The following is a 16,344-nucleotide window of genomic DNA, read 5'->3' as shown; positions in this document are numbered from 1 at the left end:
TTCCCACGCCCTGGGACACGCTAGGACAGCATCTGTCCTAAATCCCGTCTACCTTCACCCCCATGAGCAGCAGCGCCCTCCCCCGTATCAGTGACGACGCGCGGCGTGCCCGGCTCGGCAGCCGGCACCTTCTCGCGTCCGCGCACCGGGCCGCCGCCGTCGAGGACGTGGCCGACGCGCTCGTCGGGCTGCACGCCACCGACGCGGCGACCGTCTATCTGTCCGCCTGCGCGCGGCTCGTCGAGCCGGACCCGGCCGAGGTGGAGCGGGGGCTGTACGACGACGTGACACTGATCAAGCTGCTGTCGATGCGGCGCACGATCTTCGCCGTGAGCACCGAGGTGGCCCCCTGTGTGGAGTTCTCCACCGCGCGCGGCATCGCCAGGCGCGAGCGGGCCGGGCTGCTGAAGGCCCTCGGGGAGGCGTGGGACGAGCGGCGGCTCGCCGAGGCCGAGGAGGCGGCGCTGGCGGCGCTCGCCGCGCGCGGGGAGGCGACGACGGCCGAGCTGGCCAAGGACGTGCCCGCGCTCCAGGAGAAGATCACGACGTCGCCGGGCAAGCCGTACGAGTCGCGGCAGAGCGTGGGCAGCCGGGTGCTGCGGCTGCTGGCGTCGGACGGGCACGTACGGCGGTCCCGGCCGCGCGGGTCCTGGACGAGCAGCCTCTACTCGTGGGCGCCCGCGCCCCGTATCCCCGAGCTGCCCGAGCAGGAGGCGCGGGCGGAGCTGGTGCGGCGCTGGCTCGCGTCGTACGGGCCGTCGACCGAGGCGGATCTGAAGTGGTGGACGGGCTGGTCGCTGCGGGACACCCGGGCCGCCCTGGCCGACACGGGCGCCGTGGGCGTGCGGCTCGACCGGGGGCCGGGGGTAGCGCTACCGGACGATCTCGAGCCCGTCGAACCCGCCGGCGACTGGGCGGCGCTGCTGCCCGGTCTGGACCCGACGGCCATGGGCTGGCGGGAGCGCGACTGGTATCTGGACCCGGAGCACGTCCCCTTCCTCTTCGACCGCGCGGGGAACATCGGGCCCACGGTGTGGTGGAACGGCCGGATCGTCGGCGGCTGGGCCCAGCGGGCGAACGGCGAGATCGTCTGGCGGGCCCTGGCGGACCCGGGACGTGACGCGGCCGCCGCCGTCGAGGCCGAGGCCGGGCGGCTGGCCGCGTGGCTGGGGGACGTGCGCGTCACACCCCGGTTCCGTACGCCGCTGGAGCGGGAGCTGGTGCGGTGACTCGGCCGGGCGCCGGACGTCCGGCGCTCGGACGTCCGATACTCAGACGTCCGGCGCTCAGACGTCCGAGCGGCGCGTCGGGCGCTTGGTCGGCTCGTCCCCGTACGGCGTGGTCATGAACTCCAGCGCGACCGTGCCGCCCGGGTCGCGGAGGTAGAGGCCCCGGCCGCCGTACTCGTGGTTGATCGTGCCCACGGATTCGGCCCTCATCAGCGGGTCGGGGTAGTAGGGCAGCCCGCGCTCGGTGATCCGGCCGAGGATCGCGTCGAACTCCCCGTCGGTGACGAGGAAGGCGAGGTGGCTGGGGTTGAGCTCGGCCGGCGCCACGAGGTCGTCGCAGAAGTCGATGCCGACGCCGTTGGAGCTGGTGATCTGGGTGAAGTGGCCCCAGTCGAGGGGGGCCTCGGCGGCCATGAGCTCCGAGACGAAGGCCGCGCTCTGCCGACGGTCCTTGACGTGGACGATGATGTGGTTCAACTCGTTTGCCATGACGGATCCTTCCGTTCGAGGGCTGGTGGAACGAGATGGTCAGGAGGTCTGTCGCGAGGAGGTCTGTCGCGCCGGCCTGCCCGGCAGGGCGAGGCCGCCGAGCGCCGCGCACGCGGCGAACAGGGCGGCGACCAGCAGTCCCCTGCCGTAGCCGGCGGTCAGCGCGGCGGCGACGTCGTGCGTGCCGGAGGCGAGGCGGTCCGCGGTGACGTGCGCGGCGACGGTGCCGACGACGGCGAGGCCGACGGCTCCGCCGACCTGCCGGGAGGTGTTGACGAGGCCCGAGGCGAGCCCGGCCTCGGCGCGGTCGGCACCGGCGGTCGCGGCCACCGTGGCGGGCATGGTGGCGAGGCCCGTGCCGAGGGTGGCCAGCACGAACGGCACCAGGACGTCGGTGGTGTAGCCGCCGGTCGCGTTGACGCGCGAGAGCCAGAGGAAGCCGACCGTGCTCATCGCCATGCCGCCGACGAGCAGCGGGCGCGGCCCGGTGCGGCCGATGAAGCGGGTGGCTATGCGGGCGCCCAGGATGATCGCGAGGGAGCCCGGCACGAAGGACAGGCCGGCGCGGATCGGGCTGTAGTGGAGGCCGCGCTGGAAGTACAGGGAGAGCACGAACCACATCGAGAACATGGCCGCGCCGATGACGACCACGACCGGGTTCGCGGTCGCGACGGCCCGGCGGCGCAGCACGCGCAGCGGTACGAGCGGGTGGGCGACGCGGGCCTCGACGGCGACGAAGGCGGCCAGCAGCGCGGCGGCCGCCACGAGCGGCCCCCACACCTGGGGCGAGCCCCAGGCGTGGGTCTCGCTGGCGACGATGCCGTAGACGAGGGCGGTCAGCCCGGCCGTCACGGTGACCGCGCCGGGCAGGTCGAGACGGCGCAGCCCGCCCCCGCCGGAGGCGGCGGCCGGGACGTAGAGGAGCGCGGCGGCCAGCAGGGCGACGCCTATGGGCACGTTGACGAACAGTACCCAGCGCCAGCCCGCGTACTCGGTGAGGACGCCGCCGATCACGGCGCCCACGGCGCCGCCGGCGGCCATGACGGCGCTCCAGGCGCCCATGGCCCGGGTGCGGGCGGCGGGCTCGGTGAAGGTCGTCATGATCAGGGTGAGGGTGGCGGGCGCGAGGACGGCGCCGCCGACGCCCTGCACCGCGCGGGCGGCGATCAGCAGGCCGCCGTCGGTGGCGAAGCCGCCCGCGAGGGAGGCGGCGGTGAAGGCGGCCACGCCGGTCAGGAAGGCCTTCTTGGTGCCGACGAGGTCGGCCAGCCGGCCGCCGAGCAGCAGCAGCCCGGCGAAGCCGAGGGTGTAGGCGTTGACGATCCACTGCTGGCCCGCGCCGTCGAGGTGGAGCTCGGACCCCATGGACGGCAGCGCCACATTAACGATCGACACATCGAGGATGACCATGAACTGGGCGACGCAGGCGATGGCCAGGATCGCGGCGGTGGAGCGCGGGCCGGGGGCGGCCGCCGGGCCGTCCTCCGTCCGCCGGGGAGCGGCGGCGGTGTGCATGGGTGTGTCCTCACCACATCGGAAGCGAGACATCGGAAGCGAGCGGGAAGCCCGAAACTAGAGACGCTATAAAAATATAGCACCTCTACTTCTGCCGGTCAGGTGGTTATTCTTGGCGTCATGACCAAGGCCACGCCGACTGCCACCACGGGGACGACCGCCACCACGGGGATGCGCGGTCGCAAAAGGGAGCGGACCCGCCGCGCCATCTCCGACGCGGCCTTCCGGCTCTTCGCCGAGCAGGGCTTCGAGGCGGTGACGCTCACGCGGATCGCGGCGGAGGCCGATGTGGCGCCGGCGACGGTCTTCACGCACTTCGCGTCGAAGGAGGACATCTTCTTCAGCCGCCGCGAGGAGTTCAGGGAGGGCCTGCCGGACGCCGTCGCCCCGGCCCGGACCGGCGCCGAGCTCCTCGCGGCCGTACGGGACTTCTACGCCCACGGCGTCGAGCTGGTCCTCGACCCGGACCGGATCGACACCGGGCGGGTCTTCGCCCGGGTGCTGCGCGGCAGCCCCACGCTGATGAGCGGCTATCTGCCGATGGGCAGGGAACGGCAGCGGCTGCTCACCGAGCTGCTGACGGAACGGGCTCCAGGGGCCAGCCGGGCCGAGCTGGAGCTGTTCGCCGCGCTGGCCGTCGCCGCCGGGGAACGGGCCTACGAGGTGCTGCACACCGCCCTGGTGGCGGACGAGCCCGTCGAGCGGGTGCGTGCCGTCGCCACCGAGGCCCTCGACCTGGGCTTCTCCCGGCTCGCCCACGCCTACGAGGGCTCGCACGTCCTCGACGCCGAGCCCTCGTAAGCGCTAAAGGCTCAGCCCGCGACCTTCCACGACAGCTCGCCGCGCAGCCGCTTGGCCAGCTCCGGGTCGCGCACCGCGTCCGTGCGGTCGACCGCACGGGCCGTCAGCGTGTGCGTACGGCCGTCGCGGGGCACGCCCACGGCGGCCGGCACGACCGTGGTCTTCCCCCGGAACCAGACGACCTCATGGCCGTCGACGTACCAGTGGACGGTGCTCGTCGCGACGGGCAGCCGGACGCCGACGCGCGCGCCGCGCCCGACCGTCGTACCGGTGGCCGCCGTTCCGTCGGCGGCGGTCAGCACGCTCGCGTGGCGGTAGAAGCCCGCGATCATGGCCTCACGGCCGACGAGGTTGAACTCCCGCCCCAGCGACCGCATGATCGAGTTCTCGGTGGGGCGGAAGAGGCCCTTGGGGTAGTAGCCGCCACCCTCGAAGGACCCGACCGTGCCACCGTCCGGTGACTGCTGCCCGAGCCAGCGGTACCACTTGGTCCGCTGCGCGCCCATCCGGTCCGCGTCGAGCGTGCTGATGTTGACGTCGCGGGGCTCGGCGCCGGTGTAGGTGCCGTACTCGTCGTACTGGTACTCGTCGGCGAGCTTGCCCAGCGAGTGACCGGTCTCGTGGACGGCGATCTGGTCGGAGCGGTCGTTGTCGGAGGAGGCGGTGGCGATGCCGTCGTAACCGACCTTGGAGACGACGTCGTTGTAGCCCGCCCCGCCGTACTTGGTGGAGTTGGCGAGCACCACGACCAGATCGGCGGCGGGCGCCTTGGCGGCGTACGACTCGACCTTGCCGGTGTCGACGCACAGCAGCCGCTCGACCCCGTCGCAGAAGAAGCCCGAGCCGAGGGCGGTGTCCCGCTTCACACCCTGCGCCGGGTCGCCGGAGACGCCCGAGTCGCGCGAAACGGCGTCCACGGCCCAGACGTTGAAGAGGTTCCGGTACGAGGCGTAGGGCTCGACCGCCGACATCTTCGCCCACTTGGCGCGCACGGCCGCGTGGAAGACCTCCTGCTGGGAGGCGGTGTAGCCGTCACCGATGAAGACGACGTCGAGCTTGGTGCCGATGGGGCCGTTGTTGACGACCGAGGTCACGACGCCGTCGCCCTTGACGGACGGGGCGGCGGGGGCGGACGGGGCGAGGGAGCGGGGCGGGGTGGGGGACGCCGGGACGGTCCTGTGGTGGGGGTGGCCGCCGGGCTCGGTGAAGTACTCCACCCGCTGGGTGGGTTTGGGCGCCGGAGCGGCACCAATGGCGGTGGCCTGCGGAGCGGCGGCGAGCGCGGTCAGTAAGGCCGCGCCCGTCGCCAGGGATATGCGTCTGTACGAGTGCATGGGGGGTTCCTCCCGAACCGAAACCCGCCGATTAAGTGGCGGGTTAAGTCGCGTTAAGGCGCCGCTCAACGTAGAGGCTCGGGAGGTTCATGACAATGGATGTGACGGGAAACGAAGGGGACCGCTACCCAGGGGTGATCACACCTCGTCCCGGACGAGCCCCAGCAGCCGGTCCAGCACCACGCGGCCGCCCGCGCGCACGCCGTCGTGCTCGTACTCGTCGGTGACCCAGGTCCGCAGCCCCGCGATCGACCGGGCCGTGAGCAGGGAGTGCTCGGTGTCCACGTAGAGGTCGTCGTGGTAGACGGCCGCCGCGACCGGCACGGTGTTGCGGGCGAGCCTGTCCGCGTCGTAGAGCGGGGTCCAGCCCTCGCGCTCCGCGAGGAGTTCGGCGGTGCGCCGCAGGGGGCGGAGGGCGGGCTGGGTCTCCAGCATCCAGGGGTGGACGGTCTCGCCGGTGAACAGGAAACGCCCCCCGGGCTCGAAGTGGCGTTCGAACTGCGGGAATTCCGCGCGGACGCGCTCGGCGGACCAGTGCGTCGCGCGCCCGTCCTGGGCATAAATGGCCTCATGGAGGAGGGTGTAGAGCGGGCTGGCGGTGCGCGAGAGCACCGCCGCGACCTGCTCGCCGAAGGCGTCCGACAGCCGCGGTCCGGCGGCCGTCGGCACGAAGGCGTCCTCCAGGAGGTAGTGCAGCCGGTGGGAGCCGTCGCCGGTGCCCAGGAGGATGCCGAGCTGCTGGAACGCCGCCACGGTCAGCACGGAGCCGTCCGGGAGCGTCTCCTCCGTCTCCGCCAGGTGCTCCGCTATGCGCCGGGCCACCGTCTCGTCGTCCGGGTAACGGGCGTAGTGGGCCAGCGTCTTGCGCTCCATGCGCGGGTAGGCGGCGCGGTAGACGGCGTCCGCGTCGCCGTCCAGCGAGGGCAGCCCGCCGGTGATCATCACCTCGGCCAGGCCCTCCGGCGCGTACGACAGGTAGCTGACCGCGCAGAAGCCGCCGAAGCTCTGCCCGAGGACGCTCCAGGGCCGGCCGCCGGTCAGCCGCGGCCGGATGTACTCGCAGTCGCGGACGATGGAGTCGGCCCGGAAGTGGGCGAGATACGCCGCCTGCTGCTCGGGGGTGCCGCGCAGGGGCAGCGTCTGCCGGTTGGCGGGAGTGGAGCGGCCGGTTCCGCGCTGGTCGAGCAGGAGGACGCGGTACTCCTCCAGCGCGCGGTCCAGCCAGTTCTCCCGGCCCACGGGCCGGCCGGCGGGGAAGCCCGGCCCGCCCTGGAGGAAGACCAGCCAGGGCAGGTCCTCCCGGGCCCGGCCCGCGGCGACGACCTCGCGGGCGTAGAGCCGGATACGCTCCCCGCCGGGACGGGCGTGGTCGAGCGGTACGTCGAAGAAGTGATCGGTCATGGCGAGACCGGGCTGGCGGACCGTGCCCGCCGCGGAGGCCCGGATGGGCCCGGTGTTCGTGGTGTCACCGTTTCCGGTGGTCTTCGGTATGGGCGGCACGGACGGCACAGGCGGCACGATTACATCCTCACGTAAGCAGATTTAACGTACGGCTTGAATCACGGCGCAATGTACCGAGGGGCGGAAGTGGCCGAGAACAGCACCCACGGCATACGGGCGGACGAGCCCTCCGACATCGGCCGCCGCGTCCTGCGGCTGCGGACCGAGAAAGGGCTCACCCAGAAACAACTGGCCGAGCCCGCCTACACGGCGGCCTACATCTCCACCCTGGAGGCCGGCCGGGTCCGGCCCTCCGAGACCGCCCTGCGCCATCTCGCCGGGCGGCTCGGCACCACCGTCGAGGAGCTGACCACCGGCCGCCCGCCCCACCTGGCCACCGAACTGCGGATGCGGCTGACCGACGCCCGGCGCACCCTGGCCACCGGCGACGCCGAGGACGCCGCCGCGCTCTTCCGCGCCCTGCGCGCCGAGGCGGCGGCGCTCTCACTCGTGAACGAGGAGTCCGCCGCCGTCCTCGGGCTCGGCGACTGCGCGCTGGAGAGCGGCGACCTCACCGCCGCCCGCGACCTCTTCGCCGACGCCGAGGCCCTCCTCGCCGACCAGCCGCTGCCGCGCCGCGTGCCCGCCCTGCGCGGCCGCGCCACCGCCCACCTCCTCGCCGGCGAACTGCGCTACTCCTGCTACCTCCTGGAGACCGCCCTCGACGAGCTCAACGCCTCCGGGATGCACGACCCCGACGCCCTGCTCCTCCTCTACACCGCCTCCATCGCGCCCTACATGGACATGGGAGCGCACGCCCGCGCCGCGCACGCCGCAGAGCTCGCGCTGGCGCTCGCACCCCAGGTGGACGACCCGGCGCTCGTCGCCGCCATGCACCGGGGCGTGGCCCGCAGCCTCATCGCCGAGGGCCGCATCGCCGACGCCGACGCCTCCCTCGCCAAGGCCCAGGAGCTCTACCAGCAGCTGCGCATACGGACCGAACTCGCCCACTGCCACTGGATGCGCGGCTATGTGCACGCGCAGGACGGCAACCTGCGCAAGGCCGAGAGCGAACTGCGCACCGCCCGCGACATGCTGGCGTCCAAGCGCGCCCCGCTGTTCACCGTGCAGGTGGAGGTGGAGCTCGCGGACGTGCTGCGGCGCCGGGGCAAGGCGCCGGAGGCGGAGGAGCTGCTGCGCCCCCTGCTCGCGCCCACGGCGCTCGGCGCCGAGCGGGGCGCCGTCCACGCGGGCGGGGCGCACCGGCTGCTGGGACTCATCGCCGAGGACAGGGGCGACACGGACGCCGCCGAGGAGCACTACTGCGCCGCGCTGTCCCTGCTGGAGCGCACCGGCGCGGCGGGCGACCTCGCCGACCTGTGCCGGCTGCTGGGCGACCTGCTGCGGCGCACGGGGCGGACGGAGGCGGCGCTGGACGCGTACCGGACGGGGCTGGGGCACCGGGCGGCGCCGGGCACCACCACGCTGGGACCGGCGCCGAAGGCTCCGCCGCAGTGGCCTGTGGGGCGGATCTGAGAACGGTACGGCCCGACCGGCCCGGACAGGCCGCCGCCGGGGGGTGCGGCGGCCTGCGACCGTGAGCCGCATGGTGCAGCATGGACTGCACTCTGCCGCCCGGGTGCCGGAACGTCCATCCGTCCCGGGTCCCGGTTCACCCCCCGCCGGTCGGCGGGGGTCGTCCGGCCCGCGGGCGGAGCCCCGGGCTCCGGCGGCCGCCGCCGGTGCGGCAGGCTGGAGGGGCGGGGCCGCCGACGGCCCCGGTGGACGAGGGAAGAGGTAGCGGACCGTGATCCGTGTGGCGGTGGTGGACGACGAACAGCTCGTCCGGTCCGGGCTGCGGATGATCCTGGGCACGGCCCCGGACATCGAGGTGGTCGCGGACTGCGGCGGCGGCGAGGCCGTGGCCACCGTCGCCGCGCACGCCCCCGACGTCGTGCTCCTCGACATCCGGATGCCGGACGTCGACGGCCTGACGGTGCTGCGCGCGCTGCGGGCCGCCCCCGACCCGCCGCGCGTCGCCATGCTCACCACCTTCGACACCGAGGAGTACCTCGCCGCCGCGCTGCGCGCGGGCGCGGCCGGCTTCCTGCTCAAGGACACCGACCCCGAGCAGCTGGTGCGGGCCGTGCGCACGCTCGCCGGCGGCGGGAGCGTCCTGGACCCGGGCGTGACCCACGCCGTCATCGGCGGCTATCTCGCCGCCGAGGCCGAGAGCACGGCCGCCGAGGCCGTGCGGGGGCTGACCCCGCGCGAGCGCGAGGTGCTGGGGCTGCTCGGCGCGGGGCTGGCCAATCCGCAGATCGCCGAGCGGATGGGGCTGGCGCCCAGCACGGTCAAGGACCATGTGCGCGCGGTCCTCGGCAAGCTGGGCGGGATCAACCGCGTCCAGGCCGCGATCGTCGCCGACCGGGCGGGGCTGGTGACCACGGGCCCGGGCGCGCGCGGCGGGTCCCCGGGGGCCGGGGCGGGCGGGAGAGACGGGGACGGGCGGCCGTGACGACGCCGTGGCGCGCCGCCCTGCCGTCCCGCGTGCCCGACTGGGCGGCGGTGGCCGGGCCCGCGCTGTTCGCGGCCGGGGACGCGCTGCTGGTCAACGGCGTCACCCCGCGGTTCTCGCTGTGGATGTCGCTGCTGGCGGCGGTGGCGCTGCTGTGGCGCCGCCGGTTCCCCGCGCCGGTCTTCCTGGCGACGCTGCCGGGGATGTACTACGCGTACATCTGGATCGCGCCCATGTTCGCGCTCTACACGCTGGCGGTGCGGCGCACGGCCAGGCCGCGCGCCGACAAGTGGCTGCTGGGCGGCGCCGGGCTGCTGATGGCCGCCGCGCAGTTCCTGCCGTACCCGGTGTCCGAGCTGGCGCTGGCCGACCGCCGCGAGGCGGGCGTCAATCTGCTCGACTCGATCGTGGTGGCCACCACGCCCATCGCCTTCGGCCTGCTCACCCGGGCCCGCCGGGAGCTGGTCGCCCGGCTCGACGAGCTGACGCGCAGCCGCGCCCGGGAGGACCGGCTGCTGGCCGACCGGGTGCTGGCCACGGAACGCGCGCGGCTCGCCCGGGAGATGCACGACGTCGTCGCCCACCAGGTCAGCCTGATCAGCCTCCAGGCGGGGGCCGTGCAGATCAGCACGGGGGACGCCGCGGCCCGCGAGGGCGCCCGGACGATCCGTGAGCTGTCGGTGCGGACCCTGGACGAACTGCGGCACATGGTGGGCATCCTGCGCGCCGCCGGGGCCGACACCGAGGAGCTCACACCGCAGCCCCGGCTGTCCGACCTGCCCCGGCTGATCGAGCTGAGCGCCCTCGACGTCGCCTTCGAGGACGGCTCCGACCCCGGCGCCGAGCGCCCGGAGGCCGTGGAGCGGGCGGCGTTCCGCACGGTCCAGGAGGCGCTGACCAATGTGCGCAAGCACGCGCCCGGGGCGAAGGTGCTGGTGCGGGTGACGGAGGAGCCGGGGGAGCTGGTGGTCGAGGTCCGCAACGGCCCGGCGGACGCGGCGGTCCCGGCTCCGGAGCTGCCCGGCGGGGGGCACGGCCTGGTGGGGTTGCGCGAGCGGGCGCAGAGCCTCGGCGGGACGCTGGAGGCGGGTGCGACGGGCGAGGGCGGATTCGCCGTACGAGCCCGCTTCCCGTCGACGGACCGCTGAACCACTCGCTGAACCACTCGACGAATCACCCGGTGAACCACTCGGTGAATCACCCGGTGAATCACCCGGGCCGGTGCCACCGTCAGCTGGTTTGTTGACGATTCGACGATTCACCCGTCCGAGGGGCAGCAGGACGTGCCGATGACGACGGGTCAGGCAGACGGACGACGGGTCAGGCAGACAGCGGGTCCGTGCTCTCCTCGGTCGCGCTGTCCAGATCGGGGTAGACCTCGAAGAGCCTGCGCACCCCCAGCGCGGCGAGCACCCTGTTGACGTGCGAGCCGTCCACCGCGCCCTGGGCGGGCAGGATCAGCCGCAGCCGCCCCTGGCAGGAGCGCATCAGCCGGCGGGCGGCGATCAGCACGCCCACGCCGCTGGAGTCGCAGAACCGCACTTCCGCGAGGTCGAGCACCAGACTCCGCCGCCCGTCCGCGACAGCCTCGTGCACGTGCTGCCGCACCGACGGGGAGGTCACCAGATCCATCTCGCCGCAGACCCGGAGCACGGCCCACTCCCCCCGCTCGTGCTCCACCACCTTCAACGTCACGCGCTCGAGCCCCTTCACTCGGTCTGTCGTTCCTATGGAATGGACCCTTCCGCGGTATGGCTGCCTGGCGCTTCCCCCGTGCGGCGCCGAGTGAAACACCGCGGTCTCGTACGCGGTACAAGCCGACCACTGATGAGCCTATGCCCAGCTCGAACCCTTCATCCCCATAGATCCGGTCACACCCGCATAACACATCGGCACATTCGTGCACGTACGATCGACCCCGATCGCCAGTTGGGTGGATCATGCACACATGGTGACCGCGCCAATACCACACGCGATATGGATCAGGCGGCGTCTTTCCGGGATTCATCCCAACCGCTCGTGCGCTGTCGGACCCTCCCGTTACATTCGGCGTGAGGGCGTACAGCAGTGCGTACGTAAGGGGGCCGGGCCAATGACGAACGACGCGCCACCGCGCTGGGACCGCAGGATGCAGCAGCGCCTCACGCACGGCGAGGCGGCGGCCCTCGGCGAGCTCTACGACCGTTTCGCCTCCCTCGTGCACGGCCTCGCCCACCGCGTCCTGGGCGACGAGGCCGGGGCCGACCGCGTCACGCGCGAGGTCTTCGGCCATATCTGGGAGCACCCCGAGGAGTTCGACCCCCGGGAGGGCCCCCTGCGCTCCTGGATCGCCGGCCTGGCCCACCGGCAGGCCGTCAGCAGCCTGCGGCGCGCGGAGGCCGACGAGGAACGCCCGGCGGCCGAGATCGAGGAGAAGGTGCGCGCCGCGAGCGCCGCCGCCCGCGCGGACTACATCGTCACGTCCATGCCCGCTCCCCTGCGGGCCGCGCTGGATCTCGCCTACTTCCGCCGCCTCGACTACCGCCAGACCGCCGTACGGCTCGGCGTCACCGAGGACGAGGCGCGGCGCAGACTCCGGCTGGGTTTACAACTGCTGTCCACGGCCCATGAGGGACCGCGCGCGGTCTCGCCGCCCGGCGGTGGGGCGGCGCTGCGATGAGCACCGCACCCCGACCGGGCGAGGACGGCGGGCACGACGTGCCCGGGTCGCACAGTCCCGCGCAGCGCGCCGCCGTGGAGGGCGGCGCGGGCCGGTCCGCGACACCGATCGTCCGCTCCCACCCGCTGCTCAAGTCACTGCTCGGCGCCTGGGCGCTGGCCGCCTGCTCGGCCGAGGAGACCGCCGCCGTCGAGGCCCATCTGACCGACTGCGCGCCCTGCGCCGACGAGGCCGTCCGGCTGCGCGACGCCGTCGCGCTGCTCCACCCCGAGGACAGCCTCGACCTCGACCCCGGGCTGCGTGCCCGGGTGCTGGCCGGGGCGCTCAACCGCAGGCCCGCGCGGATCCCGGTCCCCGAGTGGGCCGCCCCCTACGAGGCGGAGGCCTCCCGGCTCGACGCGCTGCTGCGCGACATCGGCGAGACGGAATGGCGCGCCCCGGTACGGCTCGGGTGGTTCGACGGGCGCTCCCCGGCCACGCGCGAGGCGACGGTGGCGGATGTCATCGGCCATCTCACCGCGGTGGACACGATCGTTGCGGGCGCGCTCGGCATGGCGGACCCGCTGCGCGGGGCGTCGCCCGAGGAGCGGACGGAAGCCCTGTGGGCGGCGGAGCCGGGCGGCCGGACGCCCGCCTCCGTCCGGTCCGCGTGGCGCGACCAGGAGCAGACGCTGATACGGACGGTCTCCTTCGCGGGCGAAGCCGCCGCGGAGCTCCCCGTGGACTACGGGCCGTTCGCGCTGCCCCTGCGCGACGCCTTCCTGGACCGGGCCTTCGAGTGCTGGACGCACGCGGGGGACATCGCGGAGGCCGTCGACTACCCCTACGCACCGCCGTCGCCGGCCCACCTCAACGGCATGATCGACCTGGCGGCCCGGATGCTGCCCGGCGCGATAGCCGCCCGGCGCCGCGCCGGCCTCGCACCACCGGCGCGCGGCCTGGTGGTGGCGGGCGCCCCGGGGCGCGCACTCCATCTGGAGATCGAGGGGCGGGGTGGCGGACACTGGTACATCGCCCTGGACTCCCCCGGGGCGACCGGGACCCCCGAGGGGGAGGTGGCACATGTGGCGCTGGACGGGGTCGAGTTCTGCCGGCTGGCCGCGGGCCATGTCCCGCCGGAGGAAGCGGCGGCGGGCTCGCTCGGCGACGAGGAAGCCGTGCGCGACGTCCTGTACGCGGCGGCATCACTGTCACGGCTGTGACACGCCGCTGACCCGTTCCTGAACCCGCCCCTGAACCCGCTCCTGTTCCCTCCCTCGGCCCGCCCGGGCCGAGGGAGGGAGCGGAATCACGCGAAGACGACCGTGCGGGTGCCGTTCAGCAGGACGCGGTGCTCGCTGTGCCACTTCACGGCACGGGCCAGCGCCTGGCACTCGACGTCGCGGCCGACGGCGACGAGCTGCTCCGGGGTGACCTCGTGGCCCACCCGCTCGACCTCCTGCTCGATGATCGGGCCCTCGTCGAGGTCGGCCGTCACATAGTGCGCGGTGGCACCGATCAGCTTCACACCGCGCGCGTGCGCCTGGTGGTACGGCTTCGCGCCCTTGAAGCTCGGCAGGAAGGAGTGGTGGATGTTGATGATCCGGCCGGACAGCGCCTTGCAGAGGTCGTCGGAGAGCACCTGCATATAGCGGGCGAGGACGACCAGCTCGACGTTCTCCGCCTGGACGAGCTCCAGCAGCCGCGCCTCGGCCTCCGCCTTGTTCTCCCTCGTCACCGGGATGTGATGGAAGGGGACGCCGTAGGAGCCGACGAGCTCGGCGAAGTCCGTGTGGTTGGAGACCACCGCGGCGATCTCCACCGGGAGGGCACCGATCCGGGAGCGGAAGAGCAGGTCGTTGAGGCAGTGCCCGAACTTGGACACCATCAGGACGATGCGCATCTTCTCGTCGGCCCGGTGGATCTGCCAGTCCATCTGGAAGGAGTCCCCGACCGCCGCGAAGCTCGCCCGCAGCTTCTCCAGCGTCACCGGCGCGTCGGCGCCGAAGTGGACGCGCATGAAGAACAGGCCCGTGTCGCGGTCACCGAACTGCTGGCTGTCCTCGATGTTGCAGCCGGTCATGAAGAGATAGCTGGACACCGCGTGGACGATGCCCTGCTTGTCCGGGCAGGAGAGGGTGAGGACGTACTGCTGGGGCTGTTCGGTGGTCATAGCCCAATAGCGTCGCACACCCGGGACCCTGCCGGAGCCCGGTGCCCGTCGGCGCCCGTTCGGTACCTCGCCGGAACCCTGTCAGTACCGCGTCGCGAGCTCCAGCACCGCCAGCGGGGGCGGCGGCGCGTCCGGGTCGTGGCCGTCGCCCACGGCCAGCCGCACATGGGCCTCGCGGGCGGCCCGGACGGCCTCCGGCCAGCCGTGGTGCCCCAGATACGCGGACGCCGGCGCGTCCGCCCCGACCTGGTGCATGATCCGCAGCACACGCAGCACGGCGACGTCGACGAGCGCGGCCTCTCCCGAGTCCCGGAAGACCGTGCCGACGTATTTCTCGGCCGACCAGTTGTCCAGCCAGGTGTCCTCGACCAGGCGGTAGACGGCGTCGGTCACATCCCCGTACCCCTCCCGGCCGGCCACCCAGCACTCCTGCTGGAAGACCGGGTCCGAGAGCATGTGCAGCGCCGAGCGCACGTTCGCACGCCAGCGCCACCACGGCATGTCATTGAGCGGCATACCGCCCATGGTGGTCGAGCGGCGGCCGCGACGGGAAGACTTCTCTGAACCCTGCACAACAATCGATCGTACGTTCCCGTGCGCCGTGCCGTGGCCCGGCCCCGACGTTCACCGCTCCGCGAGATCCCGTTCCCGGGCGATCACCGGCCGCGCCCCGCCCTATCGCGCCGTCGGCTCACAGCTGGGTCCAGTCGTGCGGCGTCAGGCCGTACTGCCGCGCGATCGGGTTCCACAGGTCGGCCGCCTTCTTCTTCGCGGCCGTGGCGTCGGCGCTGGCACGGTCGCCGTCCGCGCTGTCACGCGTCGGCAGGGCGTGGTCCTTCACACAGCCCTTCTTGCCCTTGGCCTGGCGGGCCCAGGCCGCGTAGTGGCTGTCCGCCGAGGCGGACGACTGCCACGCCTTCGTCAGCTGGGCGGTGAGGGCCGCGCTGTTGGACAGCTTGTCCGTGGGCGTCTGCCCGAGCCGGGTGACCAGGGCGTTGCGCTCGCCCGCGGCGCCGGTCAGGTCGGCGGCGGACTTGTCGAGGTCCTTGCAGTTCCGGGTGGCGTCCACGGCTCTGATGACCGCGTCCCGGCTGTTGTTGCTGTCCTTCAGCAACGCGTCCAGCGCCTTGGCCTGCGCCGCCGCCGGGTCGTCGGTCTTGGCCGACGGCGAGGGCGTGGCGCTGGGGGTGTCCGCGGGCTTGGCCGACGCGGCGGCGGAGGGGGCGGTCGTCGCCGGGCTCGCGGCCGCGGCGTTCTGCTGGTCGCCGCCGTTGTCGTCCCCGCCGCTGAGCAGCGCGCCCGCGCCGAGCCCGGCGACGGCACAGCCCGCGACGACGGCCGCGATCACCACGGCCGGGGACTTCTTGCGGCCCGCCGGACGCGGCCCGCCGTGGCCGCCGCCCGGCGCCGCCGGGGCACCGGGCGCACCCGGCATTCCCGGCATGCCGAGACCGCCCCGGTGGCCCTGCGGGCCGGGTGAGTTCGGGGCGCCCGGGAAGCCGGTGGAGTTCGGGAAGCCAGTGGAGTTCGGGAAGCCCGGTGAGTTCGGGAAACCGGTGGAGTTCGGGGCGCTCGGGGGATAGCCGTACGAACCGCCGGCCGCGCCGTGGGACGCCTGCGGCTGCCCGGGGAAGGACGAGGGGACGGACCCGCCCGGCGGTACGGGCGGCAGCTGCTGCGTGGGCGTCGCGGAGCGGAACAGCGTGTCGAACTCGGCGGGCGGCGGGCGCTCCCCGGGCCGGGCCATCACCGAGAAGGGCGTGGCGGGCGTGGGCGTGGAAGTGGTGGGCGCGGCGGGCGGCGGAACGGCGGCGGAGTCCGTGGCGGGTGACTGCGCGGACCCGGCCGGGGGCACGGGCGGCATGAGGGTGGTCGCCGCCTCGGCGTTCGCCGTGTGCGCGGGGGACGGCTCGTCCCGCTCGTTGACGACGGGCGGGAGGTACTGCGTGGCGGCGGCGGAGTCCGCGCCGGGGACGGGCGGCACGGGCGACAGGTACTGGGTGGCCGCTTCGGCTGCCATGGGGACCGTGGGGCCCCCGTTGCCCATGACGGGCGGGAGGTACTGGGTGGCGGCATCGGTACCGGCACCGGCCCCGGTCATGGGCGGCAGGAAGGCCGTGGCCTCCGCGTCCCCATAGGAGCTGTGGCCACCGACGGCCGGCGGGTTGCCCGGGTGCGAGGGCAGCAACTGCGTGGCCTCGGCAGCG

At 73.8% G+C, this 16,344-nt stretch carries 15 protein-coding genes; 7 read left to right on the top strand and 8 right to left on the bottom strand.

All coding sequences use genetic code 11. The features are described 5' to 3' along the window. The first annotated feature begins 62 nt into the window (after positions 1-62). Positions 63-1,229: a winged helix DNA-binding domain-containing protein gene (locus tag EKH77_RS19300; protein WP_126915586.1), complete on the top strand. Its 1,167-nt coding sequence runs from the start codon at positions 63-65 to the stop codon at positions 1,227-1,229. A gap of 57 nt (positions 1,230-1,286) precedes the next feature. Here EKH77_RS19300 and EKH77_RS19295 read toward each other — a convergent pair whose 3' ends face one another. Both EKH77_RS19295 and EKH77_RS19290 read right to left on the bottom strand, forming a co-directional pair. Continuing rightward, positions 1,287-1,718 carry a VOC family protein gene (locus EKH77_RS19295; protein ID WP_126915585.1) on the bottom strand — a complete coding sequence of 144 codons (432 nt, stop codon included), beginning with the start codon at positions 1,716-1,718 and terminating at the stop codon, positions 1,287-1,289. A gap of 39 nt (positions 1,719-1,757) precedes the next feature. Next, on the bottom strand, positions 1,758-3,233 hold the full coding sequence (locus tag EKH77_RS19290) for an MFS transporter (RefSeq protein ID WP_126915584.1): 1,476 nt from the start codon (positions 3,231-3,233) through the stop codon (positions 1,758-1,760). A gap of 120 nt (positions 3,234-3,353) precedes the next feature. Between EKH77_RS19290 and EKH77_RS33385 the strand changes: the two genes are divergently transcribed. After that, positions 3,354-4,034: a TetR/AcrR family transcriptional regulator gene (locus EKH77_RS33385; RefSeq protein ID WP_206279885.1), complete on the top strand. Its 681-nt coding sequence runs from the start codon at positions 3,354-3,356 to the stop codon at positions 4,032-4,034. A gap of 11 nt (positions 4,035-4,045) precedes the next feature. Here EKH77_RS33385 and EKH77_RS19275 read toward each other — a convergent pair whose 3' ends face one another. Then, a complete protein-coding gene (locus EKH77_RS19275) occupies positions 4,046-5,368 on the bottom strand; it encodes a M64 family metallopeptidase (RefSeq protein WP_126915583.1) in 1,323 nt (440 codons plus the stop codon). Between the two features lie 138 nt (positions 5,369-5,506). Further along, on the bottom strand, positions 5,507-6,769 hold the full coding sequence (locus EKH77_RS19270) for an alpha/beta fold hydrolase (RefSeq protein WP_126918162.1): 1,263 nt from the start codon (positions 6,767-6,769) through the stop codon (positions 5,507-5,509). A 186-nt stretch (positions 6,770-6,955) separates the two neighbouring features. On the opposite strand from EKH77_RS19270, the gene EKH77_RS19265 reads away from it, so the two are divergent. The 3 genes from EKH77_RS19265 (at position 6,956) to EKH77_RS19255 (ending at position 10,474) form a co-directional block, all read left to right on the top strand. After that, positions 6,956-8,344: a helix-turn-helix domain-containing protein gene (locus EKH77_RS19265; protein ID WP_240667421.1), complete on the top strand. Its 1,389-nt coding sequence runs from the start codon at positions 6,956-6,958 to the stop codon at positions 8,342-8,344. A 271-nt stretch (positions 8,345-8,615) separates the two neighbouring features. Further along, the gene (locus EKH77_RS19260) at positions 8,616-9,326 is read left to right on the top strand and encodes a response regulator (protein WP_126915582.1); all 711 of its coding nucleotides are present in this window, start codon (positions 8,616-8,618) and stop codon (positions 9,324-9,326) included. Then, on the top strand, positions 9,323-10,474 hold the full coding sequence (locus EKH77_RS19255) for a sensor histidine kinase (RefSeq protein ID WP_417922832.1): 1,152 nt from the start codon (positions 9,323-9,325) through the stop codon (positions 10,472-10,474). Before EKH77_RS19260 ends, EKH77_RS19255 begins: the two co-directional genes overlap by 4 nt. 172 nt (positions 10,475-10,646) lie before the next feature. Here the strand turns inward: EKH77_RS19255 and EKH77_RS19250 are convergent, their stop codons facing one another. Next, the gene (locus EKH77_RS19250; protein WP_126915581.1) at positions 10,647-11,021 is read right to left on the bottom strand and encodes an STAS domain-containing protein; all 375 of its coding nucleotides are present in this window, start codon (positions 11,019-11,021) and stop codon (positions 10,647-10,649) included. 397 nt (positions 11,022-11,418) lie between these two features. On the opposite strand from EKH77_RS19250, the gene EKH77_RS19245 reads away from it, so the two are divergent. Continuing rightward, positions 11,419-11,985, top strand: a complete 567-nt coding sequence (locus tag EKH77_RS19245; protein ID WP_126915580.1) for a sigma-70 family RNA polymerase sigma factor — start codon at positions 11,419-11,421, stop codon at positions 11,983-11,985. Continuing rightward, positions 11,982-13,187, top strand: a complete 1,206-nt coding sequence (locus EKH77_RS19240; protein WP_126915579.1) for a maleylpyruvate isomerase N-terminal domain-containing protein — start codon at positions 11,982-11,984, stop codon at positions 13,185-13,187. Before EKH77_RS19245 ends, EKH77_RS19240 begins: the two co-directional genes overlap by 4 nt. Before the next feature lie 86 nt (positions 13,188-13,273). Here EKH77_RS19240 and purU read toward each other — a convergent pair whose 3' ends face one another. The 3 genes from purU to EKH77_RS19225 all read right to left on the bottom strand — a co-directional run bounded on the left by purU (position 13,274) and on the right by EKH77_RS19225 (position 16,325). Beyond that, complete coding sequence (purU, locus tag EKH77_RS19235) at positions 13,274-14,137, bottom strand: formyltetrahydrofolate deformylase (RefSeq protein ID WP_126915578.1); 864 nt, start codon at positions 14,135-14,137, stop codon at positions 13,274-13,276. An 81-nt stretch (positions 14,138-14,218) separates the two neighbouring features. Then, positions 14,219-14,662 (bottom strand): SCO4402 family protein, encoded by a 444-nt coding sequence (locus EKH77_RS19230; protein ID WP_126918159.1) that lies wholly within the window; start codon positions 14,660-14,662, stop codon positions 14,219-14,221. 166 nt (positions 14,663-14,828) lie between these two features. Then, positions 14,829-16,325, bottom strand: a complete 1,497-nt coding sequence (locus tag EKH77_RS19225; RefSeq protein ID WP_126915577.1) for a hypothetical protein — start codon at positions 16,323-16,325, stop codon at positions 14,829-14,831. Positions 16,326-16,344: the final 19 nt, after the last annotated feature.

Source organism: Streptomyces luteoverticillatus (genome assembly GCF_003970715.1).
In the GTDB taxonomy this organism is placed as follows: Bacteria; Actinomycetota; Actinomycetes; order Streptomycetales; family Streptomycetaceae; genus Streptomyces; species Streptomyces abikoensis.
Note: the sequence above shows the minus strand (reverse complement) of the source record. Positions and strands in the feature narration are given on the sequence as shown.

Coding starts and splice junctions, on each gene's coding strand:
- purU (WP_126915578.1), bottom strand. CDS start 14,137: ATGACCACCGAACAGCCCCAGCAGTACGTCCTCACCCTCTCCTGCCCG.
- EKH77_RS19300 (WP_126915586.1), top strand. CDS start 63: ATGAGCAGCAGCGCCCTCCCCCGTATCAGTGACGACGCGCGGCGTGCC.
- EKH77_RS19240 (WP_126915579.1), top strand. CDS start 11,982: ATGAGCACCGCACCCCGACCGGGCGAGGACGGCGGGCACGACGTGCCC.
- EKH77_RS19245 (WP_126915580.1), top strand. CDS start 11,419: ATGACGAACGACGCGCCACCGCGCTGGGACCGCAGGATGCAGCAGCGC.
- EKH77_RS19295 (WP_126915585.1), bottom strand. CDS start 1,718: ATGGCAAACGAGTTGAACCACATCATCGTCCACGTCAAGGACCGTCGG.
- EKH77_RS33385 (WP_206279885.1), top strand. CDS start 3,354: ATGACCAAGGCCACGCCGACTGCCACCACGGGGACGACCGCCACCACG.
- EKH77_RS19290 (WP_126915584.1), bottom strand. CDS start 3,233: ATGCACACCGCCGCCGCTCCCCGGCGGACGGAGGACGGCCCGGCGGCC.
- EKH77_RS19275 (WP_126915583.1), bottom strand. CDS start 5,368: ATGCACTCGTACAGACGCATATCCCTGGCGACGGGCGCGGCCTTACTG.
- EKH77_RS19270 (WP_126918162.1), bottom strand. CDS start 6,769: ATGACCGATCACTTCTTCGACGTACCGCTCGACCACGCCCGTCCCGGC.
- EKH77_RS19230 (WP_126918159.1), bottom strand. CDS start 14,662: ATGGGCGGTATGCCGCTCAATGACATGCCGTGGTGGCGCTGGCGTGCG.